Origin of the sequence: Halomonas citrativorans (genome assembly GCF_014898005.1) — a bacterium.
In the GTDB taxonomy this organism is placed as follows: Bacteria; Pseudomonadota; Gammaproteobacteria; order Pseudomonadales; family Halomonadaceae; genus Vreelandella; species Vreelandella citrativorans.
Map to the genome: position 1 here is coordinate 231,279 of NZ_JABUYX010000002.1, position 16,525 is coordinate 247,803.

The window sequence follows — 16,525 nt, forward strand, 5'->3', positions numbered from 1 at the left end:
CCTTAGTCAGAGTTATTGGTGTCAGTATAGGGTCAATGCCTTATGAAATTTATAATTAACGAATTTGAAAAAATAGTATGCACTGGCCTCTTCTTGAGTATGGCGCTACTTGGCTTCGCTAATGTCGTTGTTCGATACGGTACTAACTACTCGCTTGCCGCGACAGAAGAACTTCTTACCAATGGGTTTTTGATATTAACTATTTTTGGCGCGGCGATTGCGGCAAGGCGGGGTGAACACTTGGCGGTAACTGTTCTCTATAACGTATTGCCAAGGCACGCTAAAACAGTCGTCTTTATGTTGTCTGTGCTGCTGTCTGTAACGTTACTATGCATGTCAGCCTATTTCTCCTGGGAAGTGTTAAGCAATCAGTTTAATAGTGGAACCCGCTCTTACGGCCTAGGGTTACCCGCCTGGTACTACCACGTTGCGATACCTTTTGGCTTTATTCTCATTGCTATTCGATTTTTGCAGCGTGCATGGCAAGAAATGAACGGCAACGTGGAACCCACGATCGGAGGCGCAGATGTTTGATATCTTCGGCACGCTTTCGACAGGTTCACAGATGATTAGCGTCTTTTTCCTGCTGCTTTTGTTGAGGGTGCCCGTCGCATTCTCACTCGGTCTGTCCGCTATTTATGCCATGTGGCACATGGGGTTTGGATTAGATCTCGCCGGTGATTTGATTGCGACAGGTATTACCAAATTTTCATTATTAGCGATTCCCTTCTTTATTCTTGCTGGAACGTTGATGGGAAGGCTTGGAATCGCTGACCGGATGATCCGATTTTTCAGAGTACTGGTGGGTGGTCTTCCCGGTGGAATGGGCATCGTCGGTACGGTCGTTTGTTTGTTTTGGGGTGCTGTTAGCGGTTCTGGCCCGGCATCGGTTGCCGCCATTGGGCCCATGATCATAAAAGGCATGGAAGAAGACGGCTACCGCAAGGCCTATGCTGCAGGTTTGGTGTGTACGGGCGCGGCCTTGTCGATCGTTATCCCGCCTTCTATCGGGTTGGTGATTTACGGCGTTATTGCTGAAACCTCAATATCGAAGCTGTTTATGGCTGCCATTTTACCTGGCCTGATGATGGGCGGTTTAATGATAGTGACCCTGCCGTGGGGGCGCGTGAAAAACGCGGGAGCTGCGGGATCATCGGGCCTGTCATCTGAACCTTCCGTTATGTCGATGGGCGATAACCCTTACCCGCAACTGGGCTATGCAGGTCGATTATGGGCTTCCTTTAAAGACTCTTTTTGGGGCTTGCTCACGCCGGTCGTTATTTTGGGAGGGATATACGCCGGTGTGTTTACCCCTACGGAAGCCGCATTAGTGGCCACTATCTATGCGTTGCTGGTGGGTGCGGTCATCTATAAAACATTAAGCATCAAAAAATTGTATGAATCCGTTAGTGATGCGGCGGCATCGTCTGCCGTCGTTATGCTGGTGGTTGCTTACGCAAGCCTGTTTGGTTGGGTGGTGACGGTTGATGACCTGGTAGGCACTTACTCTTCCATGTTGTTAGGCATGAGCAACAATGAGTGGGTTGTTTTATTGGTTATCATGCTGATCCTGCTGATTATTGGCATGTTTATGGATGCGGTAACGGTGATGTTTATTTCGTTACCGGTGTTTCTTCCTATTGTGCACCAGCTTGGCTGGGACCCTGTCTGGTTTGGTGTTTTGGTGATGATTAACCTCTCCATTGGCCTGATAACACCACCTGTGGGTATTAATCTTTATGTCGCTGCGAATGTGACAGGTCTTTCCATTGAAAAAATAGCGCGAGGCACCTTTATTTGTGTTGGCGCGTGTTTGGTAGGGCTCGCATTAGTGGCTTTTTTCCCGCAGATATCCATGCTTTTGGTCAGTCAATAATAACGAGAGAAGAGGTGCTTGATGGTCACTAAAAAAGTTGCCGTTGTAACCGGTGGTGCGCGGGGAATCGGGCTTGCTGCCGTAGAGATTTTTCTTGCAAAGGGTTATGACGTAGCCGTGGTGGACATGAGCTACACGGTTGCCAGCGAATTGGCCGAGACGTACAGCGGCGTATTGCCAGTCGAATGTGATGTTTCTAACCCTGATGATGTTAGCGCCATGGCTGCGGTCATCGAGCGCCAATATGGGCGTGTCGACGCGCTAGTCAATAACGCAGGAATAGCCGCTCTTCATCCGATAGAGGAGACTGGCTTTGATAGTTGGAAAAAAATCATGTCGGTGAACCTGGACGGCACCTTTCTTGTCACGCAGGCCCTGACGCCGCTGATGAAAAAGGTATCCGGAGCGATTGTTAACGTAGCTTCTATCGCGGGTTTGCGCGCCAGTACGTTAAGAACGGCTTATGGTACGTCCAAGGCGGCGGTTATTCATTTAACCAAGCAGCAGGCAATGGAGTTGGGCGAGCACGGTATAAGAGCCAACTGTGTGGCGCCTGGGCCCGTAGAGACGGAGCTATTGGCAAAACTGGTGGAAGCCGCGCCGGAAATGAAAGCAAGCTACCTTGAGACCATACCTCTTAACCGGTTTGGCCAAGAGAAAGAAATAGCCGAGGTGATTGCCTTTTTATGCTCCCCGGAGGGCGGGTATGTCACGGGGCAGACAATTGCGGTTGACGGTGGTTTTCAGTCAGCGGGAGTGGGGCTCACCGCCTTACGAAGTGCTAATAACCCGTAAGTAGCTGGCGCAAGCTCCACTCTTGGCAGCATGCGCCACTGCGTTTACCGACCGGTTATGAAATAAATCTATCCCTTCTTAAACGGATTCAACCCATTGGCCTGTTGCATCATCATGCGCTTGGCGAGTGGGAAGCGTTCGGCCAAATGCAGGCTTAGATCACCCAACTGGCGCAGCGGTTTGGCACCGGTGAACAGGTGGTGGAAGCTGTCGGTCGCGGCGATCATGGCCTGGTTTGCCACGCGGCGCTGGCACTCGAAACGGTGCAGGTTAATGTGGTCGCCCGGGTCGCGGCCTTTAATAACCATCTCGGCCAATGTATCGGCATCGTGCAGGCCAATATTTAACCCTTGGCCTGCCAGCGGATGAACCACATGGGCAGCATCGCCAATTAACGCCAAGCGCTTGCCGATATAGCGGCGGGCGTGCTGGCGTTTAATCGGGAAGCTGGCGCGAGCGACAATGCGGGTCAGTTTGCCCAGCCGCTTGGGGTACGCGTTTTCAATCGCCGCTTTAAGCGCGTCGTCATCCAGCGCTTCGCGGGCTTTGGTCGTCTCATCATGGTCGTACCATACTAACGATGCCCGATGGCCGGGTAGCGGCAGCATGGCGATGGGCCCGGTCGGCGTAAAGTATTGCCAACTCACATCCTGCTGAGGAAGCGCTGTTTCCACGTTCACAATCAGCGCCCGCTGATGGTAGTTATGGCTAGTAACCTCGATGCCCGCTAGCTGGCGTAGCGTTGAACGCGCGCCGTCGGCACCGACCACCAGGCGCGCGCTCAGCATCTTGCCGTTATCCAGTTCGACCACCCGTTTGTCGCCAGCAATCAGCGTATTGATAGGCGCGCAGTGGGTATAACAGGTAACGCTGGGCAGCTCTTTAAGGCGCTGCCAAAGGGCGTACTGAAGCGTTCGGTTTTCAATAAACAGGCCAAAATCGTCCATGCCGCTATCACTGGCAGAGAACACGCTATGCCCAGTGCCGTCCAGGTTGGAGACATCGATATGGCGGAAGGGGCAGCAGCGTTCCTGGGGCAGTTCTGTACCGCTAAGCTTAACAAACGCCAGCGAGCGGGCGTTTAACGATGAAATACGCAGGTCATAATCGCCGCTCATGGGGGTAGGCGTGGCACCTCGCTCGATCAGTCCGATAGCGTAGCCCGCGTTACCCAACCGGGCCGCCAGCGCGGCTCCCACCATACCGCCGCCAACAATAATAATATCGTGATCGCTCTGCATGAGGCGCTCCTTCAATGCATGGTCAGGCATCGCTGCTCAGTACGCTGAGACCAGGTACGTTAAGACCAGGTACGTTGCATGTGCCCATAATGTCCTACAGTATCGTCGAGATAGGGGAAACTTGCCTAGGGCATCAATTGACGCAGGCCGTGGAAATGGAAAAAAGTGTGGCCCAAGCGGGGGTTGAACTTGCTCGCTTTATCGAACAGCACCCCAGATTGTGGGTAATTACCGGCGCAGGTGTCAGTACCGATAGCGGTATTCCCGACTACCGCGATGCTAACGGACAGTGGAAACGGCCACCTCCTGTTCAGCATGGTGACTTTATGGCATCGCTCAGCGTGCGTCAGCGCTATTGGGCGCGTGCGCTGGTCGGATTCAAAGCACTCCGCGAAGCCCAAATAAGTGGCGCTCACCAGGCGTTGGCAGCGCTGGAGGCGATGGGGTTTGTAGAGCTTTTGGTAACGCAGAACGTTGACCGCCTTCATCAGCGGGCAGGTTCAAAGCGTGTCATCGACCTGCACGGCCGGGCGGATCTGGTGAAGTGCATGACTTGCCATTACCAGATGATGCGCCACGCCATGCATAGCGAAATGGCCCGCATGAACCCTGCCTTTGCGGTACTTAATGCCACCCACGCGCCGGATGGCGACGCTGACCTGGAAACCGATTTCAGTACGTTTCGCGTGCTTGATTGCCCGCGTTGCGGCGGTATTTTAAAGCCGGACGTGGTTTATTATGGCGATGTGGTGCCTGCAGAGCGTCGCCAAGCGGCGCAGGCAGGCTTGAACAAGGCGGATGCGGTGCTGGCCGTAGGCACTTCGTTAATGGTGTTTTCGGGCTACCGCTTCTGTCGTGATGCTCATTCCATGGGCTTGCCCATTGCCTCGCTGTCGCTGGGTGTTACCCGGGCAGATACGCTACTCAGCCATCAATGGCGCGCCCCATTAACGCCGGTATTAACCCATGCCGTTAAGCGGTTGACGCTGGGTCAGCGCGCTTTGGATACCCACGGGTTGCCTTCCAGCCAAAACCGCCAGGGCGCATCACGGTCATGAGGCTCGGCGTAGTCGATGCCGACACGCGGACCGCTGGCAATGGGCGTCGAGTGGCTGCCTGCACATACCCACAACTGCTCGGCGCGTGTCATATCGTGGCCGTAAAGTGCTTTATCCACGCCAAGTGCCCGGGTGAGTTTGCCGGGCCCGTTACATAATTGCCTGCCCGGTATACTGCGCCGCTCGCGCATGGCGTGTTCGTTAAGCACGGGTTCAACAGCGCGGATCAGCACTGCACAAGGCGACCCTTCAGGTTCGGTGACGATATTAAGCAGCCAGTGCATGCCATACACCAAGTACACGTAGGCGTGACCGGGCTGGCCGAACATCGCCGCCGTGCGAGGCGTTAATCCACGGTGGGCATGGCAGGCTGAGTCGTGGGCGCCGCAATAAGCTTCTGTTTCGACAATACGCGCCGCCATCTGAACGCCGTCTATGACACGCACTAACCAGCAACCTAACAGGTCGTTGGCGACGGCGACGGTATCGCGTTGATAGAAGTCGCGTGACACCGGAGGCAAAGGTAGCCCATGAAGAGATGACATTATCTCACCGCCTGCTTAAGTGAACTGCTAGGGTATTAGGAGATAACGCCCAATGATAGAGGAGGTGACTGTGCTGACGTTTGAGCATTTTTACAAAACACTACCTGAGCCGCTGTGGATGGCGTGCCAGCCCACGCCGGTAAAAGCGCCCAGCTTAATTGCCTTTAATCACTCCCTTGCTCAAACCCTAGGGGCGAGTGAGGTACCTGATAACGCCACGCTGGCGCAGTGGTTTAGCGGCAATACGCTGCCCCCGGGCGCGGACCCTATTGCGCTTGGCTATGCGGGCCACCAGTTTGGTAATTTTGTCTCTCAGTTGGGGGATGGCCGGGCACTTTTGCTGGGCGAAGTGGTAGACGAGCAGGGTCAGCGGTGGGATATACAGCTGAAGGGCAGCGGGCGAACTCCTTTTTCACGCGGCGGTGATGGCCGCTCGCCCTTGGGGCCTGTGCTGCGTGAGTACCTGGTCAGTGAATTTATGGCGGCGATTGGCGTACCCACTACGCGGGCGCTGGCAGCGGTAGCCAGCGGAGAGGTGGTTAGACGCCAACTACCTGAGCCAGGGGCTGTTTTTACCCGAGTGGCTCGCAGCCACGTGCGCGTTGGCACCTTTCAGTTTGCTGCGGTGCTGCGTAATGAACAGACCCTAAAAGCCCTGGCAGATTACGCGATTGAGCGCCACTACCCAGACGCGGCCCAGGCCGATGATCCTTACCTGGCGCTGCTGGAGGCGGTTGTTGCCCGCCAGGCCGCGCTGGTGGCGCACTGGATGAGCGTAGGTTTTATCCACGGTGTGATGAATACTGATAACACCAGCATCACCGGGGAGACCATTGATTACGGCCCCTGTGCCTTTATGGAGCAGTTTGATCCGCAAAAGGTGTTTAGCTCTATTGACGAGGCAGGCCGCTACGCCTTTGGCAATCAGCCCGCGATTGCCCAATGGAACCTGGCCCGCCTAGCGGAAACGTTACTGCCGCTAATGCAGGCGCAGGGCGATGAGGCGGTGGAGCAGGCAACGCAAGCCATTCATCGTTTTACCGATATACATGCCGATGAGCAGCGCAAGCGTCAGGCGGATAAGCTAGGGCTTTCGTCTGATAGCGAGCAAGCCAATACGCTGATGGCGTCGCTTGAAATCCAAATGGCCCAAGGCAAGATGGATATGACGGCAACCTTTGACGCGCTGACCCAGTACGCCGCCTCACCGGGTGCCCAAACCCATGATGCCGTGCTTGCGTTAACCACTCAGCCTGACGCCTTGGGCGCGTGGATAGAAGCCTGGCAGGCCGAATGTGTTGCCCATCAGGATGCAGCGCGTTGGGAAGCGATGCGGCACGCCAATCCGGTCGTTATTCCGCGTAATCACCGCGTTCAGGAGGTCATTAATGCCGCTTACGAGGGCGACTACGCACCTTTTCATACCTTGCTTGCAGCGGTGACTAAGCCCTTCGAGGATTCACCGGAAGCGCGCCGCCTAGCCGTTCCCGCCACCAGCAGCGAACAAGTATTGAGAACGTTCTGCGGAACCTGAACAGGAAAAACCTGTGATAAACTGTGTTTTTTTACAGGTGAGAAGGGTGGCCAGTGCGCAAAATTATCCACTGCGACTGTGACTGCTTTTACGCGGCGGTAGAAATGCGCGACAACCCGGCGCTCAAGGATATTCCCATTGCCATTGGGGGGAGCGTCGAGCAGCGCGGGGTGGTCGCAACCTGCAATTATCCCGCCCGCGAATACGGCATTCATTCCGCCATGCCGATGGCTCAGGCACTGAAACGCTGCCCACATTTAACGCTTATCCGTGGCGATATGGCCAAGTACAAGGAAGTGGCGCGCCAGGTCTTTGCGATTTATCGCGAGGTGACCGATTTAATCGAACCGTTGTCGTTGGACGAGGCGTTTTTGGATGTCTCCGAGGTGACGCTGCACCAAGGCAGCGCCACGCGCATGGCGCAGGCGATCCGCGAGCGGGTTCGGCGGGAGGTAGGCATCACCGTGTCGGCGGGAGTGGCGCCCAACAAGTTCCTCGCCAAAATCGCCAGCGACTGGAATAAACCGGACGGCCTGTGTGTGATTACGCCTGATGAAGTGGAGCACTTTGTTCAGGCGCTGCCGGTGAAAAAGATTCATGGAGTGGGCCCACGCACCGCTGAAAAGATGGCGCGGCTGGATATCCATACCTGCGCTGACCTGCGCGCTCGCCCACTTACTGAGCTGGTGGAACAGTTTGGCCGCTTTGGTAAACGCCTGCACGAGTTAAGCCTCGGCCATGACGAGCGGCCGGTTAAAACCCATCGTGAGCGTAAATCGGTAAGTACCGAGCAGACCTATGCCAAGGACCTGCCCACGCTTGCGGCGTGCCGCCAACAACTCCCCGTGCTGTTAGAAGATTTAGAGCGCCGCTATGCCCGCCTGGACCCACCGCCTGGGGTAAGAGGGTTAATGGTCAAGGTGAAGTTTAACGATTTTACCCAAACCACGGTGGAGCATGCCGACCCCGCGCCCAACCTTGAGCAGTTCGAAACGCTGTTGAACGTTGGTTGGGCACGCGGCGAGCGCCCGGTGCGCCTGCTGGGGGTGGGGTATCGCTTGGCAGAAGCCGCCCCGGCCGAGCAGCTCTCTCTGTTTTAGAAATCAGCGCCTACCGATATTTTGTTAGCCTGTTAAACCTTATGTCGATTGACGCTCTTTAGTCCGCACGTTAAAACGGTTGTATGAAAATACTTATATGAAAACGCTTGTATGAGAAAGATTAAATGAAAACGGTATTGCCACGTGCACTGGCGACCATAACGGCGGCGTTAAAGGCCCAAGAGTTTTTTTATGACAACAACCCCCGCACGGCCTCATTTGATGTTTGCCCATGCCAATGGGTTTCCTGGGCTAAGCTATAAAAGTCTGCTCGAACCCTTGGCCGATACCTTTGAGATCCACCCCGTGGATCGGCTAGGGCATCATCCGGACTACCCGGTGAACCACAATTGGGCCAACCTGGTGGATGAGCTATTAAGCTATCTGCCGGATACCGAAGCACCCCTGCTAGGCGTGGGGCATTCGCTGGGCGGCACGCTGATGGCCATGGCGGCCGACAAGCAGCCCGAGCGTTTTTGCGGGGTGATCCTGCTCGACCCGCCGTTGATGTTGGGAGCCGATGCCTGGGCCATGAAAGTGGCCAAGCGTTTTGGTTTTATAGATCGCATCACACCTGCAGGTAAGACCCAAGGCCGGCGCAGCGTATGGCCAAGCCGCGAGGTGATGGCTAAATCCTTGAGCCAGCGCGGCCTCTTTAGCCGCTTTACCCCGGCAGCGCTTAACGACTACATTGAAGCAGGTACCCGGCTTTTAGAGGATGGCAGCGCAGAATTGACGTTTGATCCGCGTGTCGAGGTGGAGATTTTTCGCCACTTGCCGGACCACCTTTCGCGCTTGCCGAGCCGGGTAGGCGTGCCGCTGGCGATTATTGCCGGTCAGGAGTCGGATTTGCTTACCGCAGCTCGTATCAAACGTTTGAAGCGGAAAGGCTTAACCGTGAGCGACACGCCAGGAACCCATATGTTTCCGATGGAGCACCCCGACGAAACACGGTTAGCCATTCTGGCCGCTTGGCAGCGCTTTTCGAGTGCAGCGGGTAGGCCACCACACACAGCGTAAGGAGGCGTTATGTATCTTTCTGTGCAGCTTAGTTACTACCCGCTGGGCAATGATGTTAAACCGCTGGTAAAAGACGTGGTCAAGCGCCTTGAGGCGACGGGGCTAGAGGTGTATCCCAACCGCATGAGCACTCAGATATTTGGTGAGTTCGATGCGGTGATGGCAGCCTTGAGCGATGTGATGAAATGGTCGTTTGAGACCTACGGCAAAGCGGTATTTACGGCCAATTTCCTGGAGGGCGATCGACGACCCCGTGATTGATTTGGCGACGAAACGCCGCTCAATTTGAGCGGCGCGTTTGTTTTCGACACGTGGTCGCTCTAAACCAGCGATTCCAGGCATGACTCGATAATATCCAGCCCTTCGTTCAAAACGTCGTCTTCGATGGTAATGGGCATTAAAAAGCGGATGGTGTTGCCGTACATCCCGCAGGAAAGCAGAATCAAACCCTCTTCGCGGGCCTTCTTGCATAATGCGCTGGCAAGCTCTGCATTGGGTGCTCGGGTAGTTTTATCAGCGACGAGTTCAAAGGCGGCCATAGCGCCCATGTGACGAACATTAGCGACGCTTTCGTAACGTGCCTGCCACTGATTAAAATGCTTGGCCAGCTTATCGCCGAGGGCTTGGCTTTTCTCCAGGATGTTCTCTTTCTCAAACACTTCCATAACGGCAAGTGCGGCAGCGCAGGCGGTTGGGCTGCCTGTGTAGGTACCACCCAATGAGTTGGGGCCTGAGGCGTCCATTATTGTATCGGTACCTACCACGGCTGAAACCGGGCATGCCGTCGGCCATGCTTTTGGCCATGGTCATGATGTCGGGCTCAACACCGCTGTGCTCAATGGCGAACATCTTGCCTGTGCGCCCGAAGCCAGACTGCACCTCGTCAATAATCATCAGAATGCCGTGCTCATCACAGATGTCGCGGATCTTTTTGAGGAACGAGGCCGGTGCCGGGTAAAAGCCGCCTTCGCCAAGCACGGGCTCCAGGATGATGGCGGCGGTATTGGACGGGCCCGCGTCGGTTTTAAGCGCCATCATCAGGCCGCGAAGGGCTTCATCTTCACTAACACCGTGATAATCGACCGGGTAGGGCGCCCGAAATACGGTGCCTGGCATGGGGCCAAAGTCGGTTTGATAGGGCGCTACTTTGCCGTTCATCGCCATGGTGAAGAAGGTGCGGCCGTGGTAGCCGCCATCAAAGCAGATGACGTTAGCGCGTCCGGTCGCTGCGCGGGCAATCTTGACGGCATTTTCCAGCGCTTCGGCGCCGGAGTTGGCCAGCATTACCTTGGCATGGCCACGAACCGGTACCAGGTGGCTAAGTTTTTCGGCTACACGAACGTAGCCTTCATAGGGCATGACCGTTTGGCAGGTATGCACTACCTTGTCGAGCTGTGCCTTCACCGCGGCAACCACTTTAGGGTGGCGGTGGCCGATGTTCAGGACGCCGATTCCGCCAGCAAAATCGATAAATCGGTTGCCATCAGCATCCCACACTTCAGCGTTTTCGGCATGGTCGGCAAACGCTGTGGCAGGGCTCGCTGCGCCGTTGGCAACGTATTTCCGCTTTAGTTCGTTTAGCTCAGCATTGCTCATGGCTCAACTCCTATCTAATAAGGGATAGGCTTTCAGCATAGTGCGTAATTAATAGGCGTAAACACCGTATACGCCGAGCAATCAAATAATACCTGCCTCACGCAGTGCCTGTTGTTGGGCCGGGCTAATGCCGATGTCTTTTAACACACGTTCAGTATGCTCACCCAAGCCTGGCGGTGCTGTGCTGGCGCTCATGGAGTGACCATTGACGCGAATAGGGTTAGCCACCAGGTCCACCTGGCCCGACTGTGAGTGGGGCAGGGTCTGTTTTAAGCCGCGCGCTTTTACATGCGGGTCATCAAATACGCGGTCCAGCGTATTGATGGGGCCGCTGGGCACGCCTGCTGCTTCAAAGGCGGTTAGCCATGTATCCATGGTTCGCTGAGCAAGGGCCGCTTCGAGTAGGGGAACGAGTGTTTCACGGTGGTTAACTCGGGCACCGTTGGTGGCGAAACGCTCATCGAGCGGCAGATCGCTTAGCGAGAGCACCTCACAAAAGCGCGCAAACTGTGCGTCATTGCCTACGGCCACAATGATGTGTCCATCCGCGGTCGCAAACGCTTGATAGGGCACGATGTTAGGGTGCGCATTGCCCAAGCGTTGAGGCACGTTGCCGGAGGTTAAGTAGTTAAGCGCTTGGTTGGCCAGCACGCCTACCTGGACATCCATCAGCGCCATATCAATATGGCAGCCGACGCCGCTGTCACGGCGTTGATAAAGCGCTGCCAGCACAGCGTTGGCGGCGTACAGGCCAGTAAAAATATCGGTAAACGCCACGCCGCTCTTCACCGGGCCGCCACCGAGTTCACTGTCGGGTTTGCCGGTCAAACTCATGATGCCGCCCATGGCTTGAATCATAAAGTCGTAGCCTGCGCGGTGGGCGTAGGGGCTTTGCTGGCCAAAACCGGTAATTGAGCAGTAGATCAGCGCCGGGTTAAGTTCTTTTAGGCTGGCGTAATCCAGGCCGTATTTCTTCAGGCCGCCGACTTTAAAGTTCTCAAGCAGCACATCTGACTGAGCGACGAGCTGCTTGATCAGCGCCTGACCCTCTGGCCTGGCCATATCAATCGTTACCGAGCGTTTTCCCCGGTTGGCGCACAGGTAATAGGCTGATTCTGCGGTGTCTTCAAGCCAGGGAGGCCCCCAGTGGCGCGTGTCGTCACCGCTGCCTGGGCGCTCGACCTTCACTACATCGGCCCCCAAGTCCGCGAGCATTTGGCCACACCAGGGCCCGGCCAGTACGCGAGAAATATCGAGTACCTTAATGCCCGCCAGCGGTTTGGTTACGTTGCTCATGATGATTCCTGTGGCCTGTTGTGGTTTGTGCGCGGCAGCTTAGAAAAATGCCTGAATGCCGGTTTGAGAGCGGCCAAGAATCAATGCGTGAACATCGTGGGTACCTTCATAGGTATTCACCGACTCCAGGTTCACCATATGGCGAATTACCCCATACTCGTCGGAAACGCCGTTACCGCCGTGCATATCTCGCGACATGCGCGCAATATCCAGCGCCTTGCCGCAGTTGTTGCGTTTGATCAGCGAAATCATTTCCGGCGCCCAGTTGCCGCTATCCATCAGGCGACCCACCTGAAGCGCGGACTGAAGGCCCAGAGTGATTTCCGTTTGCATATCGGCCAGCTTTTTCTGGATCAACTGGTTAGCCGCCAGCGGGCGATTAAACTGCTTGCGGTCCAGGGTGTACTGGCGGGCGGCATGCCAGCAGAATTCAGCGGTGCCCATTACACCCCATGCAATGCCATAACGCGCTTTGTTCAAACAGCCAAAAGGCCCTTTAAGGCCGCTGACGTTAGGCAGCAGGTTCTCTTCAGGGACAAAGGCGCCATCCAGTACGATTTCACCGGTAATCGAGGCGCGAAGTGACACCTTGCCTTCAATTTTGGGGGTGGAGAAGCCTTCTGTGCCACGTTCAACGATAAAGCCCTTGATCTGGTTGTCGTGGGCCGCCGACTTGGCCCATACCACGGCAATATCGGCAATCGGGCTGTTGGTAATCCACATTTTGGCGCCGGTTAACCGATAGCCGCCGTCGACTTTTTCCGCGCGGGTAATCATCCCGCCTGGATCAGAGCCGTGGTCGGGTTCGGTAAGGCCAAAACAGCCGACCATTTCACCGCTGGCAAGCCTGGGCAGGTACTTTTGTTTTTGCTCTTTTGAGCCATACGCTTCAATGGGATACATCACCAGCGACGACTGTACGCTCATGGCCGAACGGTAGCCGGAATCGACACGCTCCACTTCTCGGGCTATCAAGCCGTACGCAACGTGGTTAACGCCTGCGCCGCCGTACTCCGGGGAAACGGTCGCGCCCAGCAGGCCCAGTTCTCCCATCTCCGTCATGATCTCGCGGTCAAAGCGCTCTTCACGAAATGCACTTAATACACGGGGCTGTAGGTTGTTTTGGCAGTAGTCGTGGGCGGCATCACGAATCTGGCGCTCTTCCTCGGTGAGCTGGTGCTCCAGCAATAGCGGGTCGTCCCAATTGAAATGTGTCATTACGTAGTCTCCTGAGGATTCTTGAGGGAAGCAGGTTCGCGTCGACACATCCAGGCGCCCACGCCGATCCAGCGATCTACTTTGAAAGCTATTCCAATTTATCGCCGTTATTTAAAAATATCTACATTTTTTTGAAATGAAGAATTTATTGGATGCCGCGAGCCTTAAGCACTTGCGTAATGATGGGGACTGGCGTCATCAAGTGGTCGCGCATTAACGTGTCAGCCTGCTCAGCATTGCGGGCCAAAATAACCTCAACAAGGGCAGCGTGCTCTTGGCGCTTTTGCGCTAGTGCGGTGGGTGACATAACGGTTTCCTGTAGCCACAAGTGGCGGTAACGTTCCACCTGATCAAACAGAGTGTGGCGCATTTGCAGCAGGTGAGGGGAGTTGCAGCCGCTGGCAATCGCGGTATGGAACTCCTTGTGACGTGTATCCCAGCCATCAAGTAGTTCATCGGGCGAGCTGATATCGGTTACCCTGGAAAGCCGGTGTGCCGTGGCTACCACCGAGGCTTCCCACTCATCGTCGCCCCGCTCGATGGCCAGGCGCAAAATAAGCCCTTCCAGCTGGGCACGTGCGTCATAAATATCATTAAGCTCAGCAAGTGACATGGGCGCTACGCGGTATCCCCGCTGGCTAATAGCCACGACCAGGCGGTCGGCTACCAGTTGCGAAAGCGCCTCCCGTAGCGGCCCGGTGCTAACGCCGTAATGCTCCTTTAAGCGGCTCATAAGGAGCTTCTCTTCAGGCGCATAGCGGCCTCGGATAATGTCGTGCTTGAGCGTGCGGTAAGCGTTAATCGCTAAATTTTGACGTGGCGCATCTGGCTCCATGGCAATCTCCATTGCTATAACGTCGGCTCGCTGGTGAAAGGGTGGCAAACCGGCGAAGATATAAGAATAGCGGCTATTATTACTAAAAATTAACACTTTGGCATAAGAGGCGTGATTGATGTGGGATTTCATCATTATTGGCGGCGGAATCCTTGGGATGTCTACCGCAATGCAACTGCAGCAGACCTACCCTGATAAGCGTCTGCTGGTGCTTGAAAAAGAGCACGGCCCCGCTCAGCACCAATCCGGCCATAACAGCGGTGTTATTCATGCCGGGGTGTACTACACACCGGGCAGTTTGAAGGCGCGGTTTTGTCTTGAGGGCAACCGAGCAACGCGGGCGTTTTGTGATCAGCATGGGGTCGATTACGTCATTTGCGGCAAGCTGCTGGTAGCCACCGATGCCCTTGAAATCCAGCGCATGCAAGCGCTTTGGGAACGTACTGCGGCCAATGGTCTGGAGCGTGAGTGGCTTAGCGCGGAGGCGCTTAAAGAGCGTGAGCCGAATATCCGTGGCGAGGCCGCTATTTACGTCCCTTCAAGCGGCATTGTCGACTATGCCCAGGTGACTCGCGCCATGGCCGCTGAATTTGAGCGCCTTGGCGGGAAAATTCGCTATGGCGTTGAGGTGAAAGGGTTGGAAGAGCGCCGTGCCGAGGTGGTGGTCTCCACCTCCAACGATACGTTGAGCAGCCGCTACCTGGTGACCTGTGCCGGGTTAATGGCTGACCGGGTGATCCGCATGCTGGGTCAGAAACCAGGCTTTACCATCTGCCCGTTCCGGGGGGAGTACTATTTACTGCCCGAGCAGCATAATCATATCGTTAACCACTTGATTTACCCTATTCCAGACCCGGGCATGCCGTTTTTGGGCGTGCATTTAACCCGAATGATCGATGGCCGGGTAACGGTTGGCCCCAACGCGGTACTAGCGTTAAAGCGTGAAGGCTATCGAAAACAGGATATGTCGCTACGCGATATAGCTCAGATGTTGTCCCATCCCGGTATTTTAAAGGTATTGGGCAAGCACCTTAAGCCAGGAATCGGGGAGATGAAAAACTCGTTCTATAAGCGTGGCTACCTGGAGCTGGTCCGCAAATATTGCCCTGATATCACTATTGATGACCTTCAACCTTACCCCGCAGGCGTTCGCGCCCAGGCCGTATCCCGTGACGGTAAGTTGGTCGATGACTTTTTATTCGTCAATACACGGCGGACGGTGAACGTAGGCAATGCTCCTTCGCCAGCGGCAACGTCAGCGCTTCCTATTGGGGCGCATATTACTCAGCAGGTCGTGGCACTATTGTCCCATTAACATCAACGCAACAGCCGTGCTAACGTCACGTGGCCGCCGCTGCGAATGCAGCGGCAAGCACAATAAATATTCTGATCGTCACGCATACTTATAAGTCCAAGCCGGACGGAGGCAACTCGCATGCAAACACTAAAATATGCAGCCGCAGCATCCCTGCTCGCCATAGCACTGCCCGCCAGCGCCCAACAGCTTTCTATCGCCACTGGCGGTACCGGGGGCGTTTACTACCCTATTGGCGGCGGCCTGGCTGAAATGATCAATAACCATATTGAAGGTGCTCAAGCGACGGCGGAAGTGACCGGCGCCTCGGTTGAAAATATGGGGCTCATCATGCGCGGCGACGCCGATCTTGCCACCGCACTGGCCGACACGGTGTACCAAGCCTATACCGGCACCGACGATTTTGAAGGGCGTCAGGTGGAAAACACTCGGGCGCTGGCATCCCTCTACCCCAATGCGGTGCAGTTGGTGACGCTTGCCGAATCCGATATTCAAAGCATCAATGACCTGGCGGGCAAGCGAGTTTCGGTTGGCGCACCGGGTAGCGGCACCGAGCTTAACGCCCGCGCCGTACTGGAATCCAACGGCATTAGCTACGAAGACTTCACTCCCCAGCGGCTCAATTTCAACGAAACGGCCGATGCCATCCGCGATGGCGATATTGATGCCGGTTTCTGGAGCGTAGGCCCGCCTACCAGCTCAATTCTTAACCTGGCCGCCACTCGCGACATTCGCTTGATCAACCTGTCCGATGAAGAAATTGCCAACGCGCAGGAAGAGGAAGCGGTGTTTGCTCCCTATGAGCTTGCCGCTGGCATGTACGACGGCATGGGCGAAGCCGTTCAGACTATCGGCATTCCCAATGTCCTGGTGGTTAACGCCGATATGGATGAAGAGCTTGCCTACCAGCTGACCCAACTGCTGTTTGAGCATACCGATGAGCTGATTGCCGTCCACCCCGCCGCCAACGACACCACGATTGAGTTCACCATGAATTCAACGCCCGTGCCGCTGCACCCGGGCGCAATTCGCTATTTTGAGGAAATGGATGTCGAAATTCCGGACCGTTTGCGTCCGTAACGACGCCTTCATCTAA

General features: G+C 55.5%; 15 protein-coding genes and 1 pseudogene. 10 read left to right on the forward strand and 6 right to left on the reverse strand.

Features of this window, described 5'->3' with window-relative positions; translation table 11 throughout:
• Nucleotides 1–42: 42 nt before the first annotated feature.
• From INT20_RS04205 to INT20_RS04215, 3 genes are read left to right on the forward strand one after another with little or no spacing between them, the layout of a single operon-like run.
• Complete coding sequence (locus INT20_RS04205; RefSeq protein WP_192526547.1) at nt 43–534, forward strand: TRAP transporter small permease; 492 nt, start codon at nt 43–45, stop codon at nt 532–534.
• The gene (locus INT20_RS04210) at nt 527–1,876 is read left to right on the forward strand and encodes a TRAP transporter large permease (RefSeq protein WP_193055310.1); all 1,350 of its coding nucleotides are present in this window, start codon (nt 527–529) and stop codon (nt 1,874–1,876) included. Before INT20_RS04205 ends, INT20_RS04210 begins: the two co-directional genes overlap by 8 nt.
• 21 nt (nt 1,877–1,897) lie before the next feature.
• Nucleotides 1,898–2,671, forward strand: a complete 774-nt coding sequence (locus tag INT20_RS04215) for an SDR family NAD(P)-dependent oxidoreductase (protein ID WP_193055311.1) — start codon at nt 1,898–1,900, stop codon at nt 2,669–2,671.
• Between the two features lie 68 nt (nt 2,672–2,739).
• Here INT20_RS04215 and INT20_RS04220 read toward each other — a convergent pair whose 3' ends face one another.
• Nucleotides 2,740–3,912 carry a UbiH/UbiF/VisC/COQ6 family ubiquinone biosynthesis hydroxylase gene (locus INT20_RS04220; RefSeq protein ID WP_193055312.1) on the reverse strand — a complete coding sequence of 391 codons (1,173 nt, stop codon included), beginning with the start codon at nt 3,910–3,912 and terminating at the stop codon, nt 2,740–2,742.
• A gap of 155 nt (nt 3,913–4,067) precedes the next feature.
• Here INT20_RS04220 and INT20_RS04225 point away from each other — a divergent pair, with 155 nt between their 5' ends.
• Complete coding sequence (locus INT20_RS04225; RefSeq protein ID WP_193055426.1) at nt 4,068–4,970, forward strand: NAD-dependent protein deacetylase; 903 nt, start codon at nt 4,068–4,070, stop codon at nt 4,968–4,970.
• Here the strand turns inward: INT20_RS04225 and INT20_RS04230 are convergent.
• Nucleotides 4,904–5,515 carry a DNA-3-methyladenine glycosylase gene (locus tag INT20_RS04230; RefSeq protein ID WP_193055313.1) on the reverse strand — a complete coding sequence of 204 codons (612 nt, stop codon included), beginning with the start codon at nt 5,513–5,515 and terminating at the stop codon, nt 4,904–4,906. The two genes, INT20_RS04225 and INT20_RS04230, sit on opposite strands and share 67 nt — an antisense overlap.
• Before the next feature lie 52 nt (nt 5,516–5,567).
• Here INT20_RS04230 and INT20_RS04235 point away from each other — a divergent pair, with 52 nt between their 5' ends.
• The 4 genes from INT20_RS04235 to INT20_RS04250 all read left to right on the forward strand — a co-directional run bounded on the left by INT20_RS04235 (nt 5,568) and on the right by INT20_RS04250 (nt 9,430).
• Complete coding sequence (locus INT20_RS04235) at nt 5,568–7,049, forward strand: protein adenylyltransferase SelO (protein ID WP_193055314.1); 1,482 nt, start codon at nt 5,568–5,570, stop codon at nt 7,047–7,049.
• 53 nt (nt 7,050–7,102) lie between these two features.
• Nucleotides 7,103–8,149: a DNA polymerase IV gene (dinB, locus tag INT20_RS04240; protein WP_193055315.1), complete on the forward strand. Its 1,047-nt coding sequence runs from the start codon at nt 7,103–7,105 to the stop codon at nt 8,147–8,149.
• A 192-nt stretch (nt 8,150–8,341) separates the two neighbouring features.
• Nucleotides 8,342–9,169, forward strand: a complete 828-nt coding sequence (locus INT20_RS04245; RefSeq protein WP_193055316.1) for an alpha/beta fold hydrolase — start codon at nt 8,342–8,344, stop codon at nt 9,167–9,169.
• Between the two features lie 9 nt (nt 9,170–9,178).
• Nucleotides 9,179–9,430: a thiamine-binding protein gene (locus tag INT20_RS04250; RefSeq protein WP_193055317.1), complete on the forward strand. Its 252-nt coding sequence runs from the start codon at nt 9,179–9,181 to the stop codon at nt 9,428–9,430.
• Between the two features lie 59 nt (nt 9,431–9,489).
• On the opposite strand, the pseudogene gabT reads toward INT20_RS04250, so the two are convergent.
• The 4 genes and pseudogenes from gabT to csiR form a co-directional block, all read right to left on the reverse strand.
• Nucleotides 9,490–10,765: pseudogene (gene gabT / locus INT20_RS04255) on the reverse strand (4-aminobutyrate--2-oxoglutarate transaminase).
• A gap of 81 nt (nt 10,766–10,846) precedes the next feature.
• On the reverse strand, nt 10,847–12,061 hold the full coding sequence (locus tag INT20_RS04260) for a CaiB/BaiF CoA transferase family protein (protein WP_193055319.1): 1,215 nt from the start codon (nt 12,059–12,061) through the stop codon (nt 10,847–10,849).
• Nucleotides 12,062–12,100: 39 nt separating this feature from the next.
• A complete protein-coding gene (locus tag INT20_RS04265) occupies nt 12,101–13,279 on the reverse strand; it encodes an acyl-CoA dehydrogenase (RefSeq protein WP_193055320.1) in 1,179 nt (392 codons plus the stop codon).
• Nucleotides 13,280–13,424: 145 nt separating this feature from the next.
• Complete coding sequence (gene csiR, locus INT20_RS04270; RefSeq protein WP_193055321.1) at nt 13,425–14,114, reverse strand: DNA-binding transcriptional regulator CsiR; 690 nt, start codon at nt 14,112–14,114, stop codon at nt 13,425–13,427.
• A 118-nt stretch (nt 14,115–14,232) separates the two neighbouring features.
• On the opposite strand from csiR, the gene lhgO reads away from it, so the two are divergent.
• Both lhgO and INT20_RS04280 read left to right on the forward strand, forming a co-directional pair.
• The gene (gene lhgO / locus INT20_RS04275; protein ID WP_193055322.1) at nt 14,233–15,429 is read left to right on the forward strand and encodes an L-2-hydroxyglutarate oxidase; all 1,197 of its coding nucleotides are present in this window, start codon (nt 14,233–14,235) and stop codon (nt 15,427–15,429) included.
• 120 nt (nt 15,430–15,549) lie between these two features.
• A complete protein-coding gene (locus INT20_RS04280; protein ID WP_193056478.1) occupies nt 15,550–16,509 on the forward strand; it encodes a TAXI family TRAP transporter solute-binding subunit in 960 nt (319 codons plus the stop codon).
• The last annotated feature ends 16 nt before the right edge of the window (nt 16,510–16,525 follow it).

Bases quoted from the DNA above. Each gene is read 5' to 3' on its own strand.
- INT20_RS04205 (WP_192526547.1), top strand. From the start codon at position 43: ATGAAATTTATAATTAACGAATTTGAAAAAATAGTATGCACTGGCCTC.
- INT20_RS04210 (WP_193055310.1), top strand. From the start codon at position 527: ATGTTTGATATCTTCGGCACGCTTTCGACAGGTTCACAGATGATTAGC.
- INT20_RS04215 (WP_193055311.1), top strand. From the start codon at position 1,898: ATGGTCACTAAAAAAGTTGCCGTTGTAACCGGTGGTGCGCGGGGAATC.
- INT20_RS04220 (WP_193055312.1), bottom strand. From the start codon at position 3,912: ATGCAGAGCGATCACGATATTATTATTGTTGGCGGCGGTATGGTGGGA.
- INT20_RS04225 (WP_193055426.1), top strand. From the start codon at position 4,068: ATGGAAAAAAGTGTGGCCCAAGCGGGGGTTGAACTTGCTCGCTTTATC.
- INT20_RS04230 (WP_193055313.1), bottom strand. From the start codon at position 5,515: ATGTCATCTCTTCATGGGCTACCTTTGCCTCCGGTGTCACGCGACTTC.
- INT20_RS04235 (WP_193055314.1), top strand. From the start codon at position 5,568: ATGATAGAGGAGGTGACTGTGCTGACGTTTGAGCATTTTTACAAAACA.
- INT20_RS04245 (WP_193055316.1), top strand. From the start codon at position 8,342: ATGACAACAACCCCCGCACGGCCTCATTTGATGTTTGCCCATGCCAAT.
- INT20_RS04250 (WP_193055317.1), top strand. From the start codon at position 9,179: ATGTATCTTTCTGTGCAGCTTAGTTACTACCCGCTGGGCAATGATGTT.
- INT20_RS04260 (WP_193055319.1), bottom strand. From the start codon at position 12,061: ATGAGCAACGTAACCAAACCGCTGGCGGGCATTAAGGTACTCGATATT.
- INT20_RS04265 (WP_193055320.1), bottom strand. From the start codon at position 13,279: ATGACACATTTCAATTGGGACGACCCGCTATTGCTGGAGCACCAGCTC.
- csiR (WP_193055321.1), bottom strand. From the start codon at position 14,114: ATGGAGCCAGATGCGCCACGTCAAAATTTAGCGATTAACGCTTACCGC.
- lhgO (WP_193055322.1), top strand. From the start codon at position 14,233: ATGTGGGATTTCATCATTATTGGCGGCGGAATCCTTGGGATGTCTACC.
- INT20_RS04280 (WP_193056478.1), top strand. From the start codon at position 15,550: ATGCAAACACTAAAATATGCAGCCGCAGCATCCCTGCTCGCCATAGCA.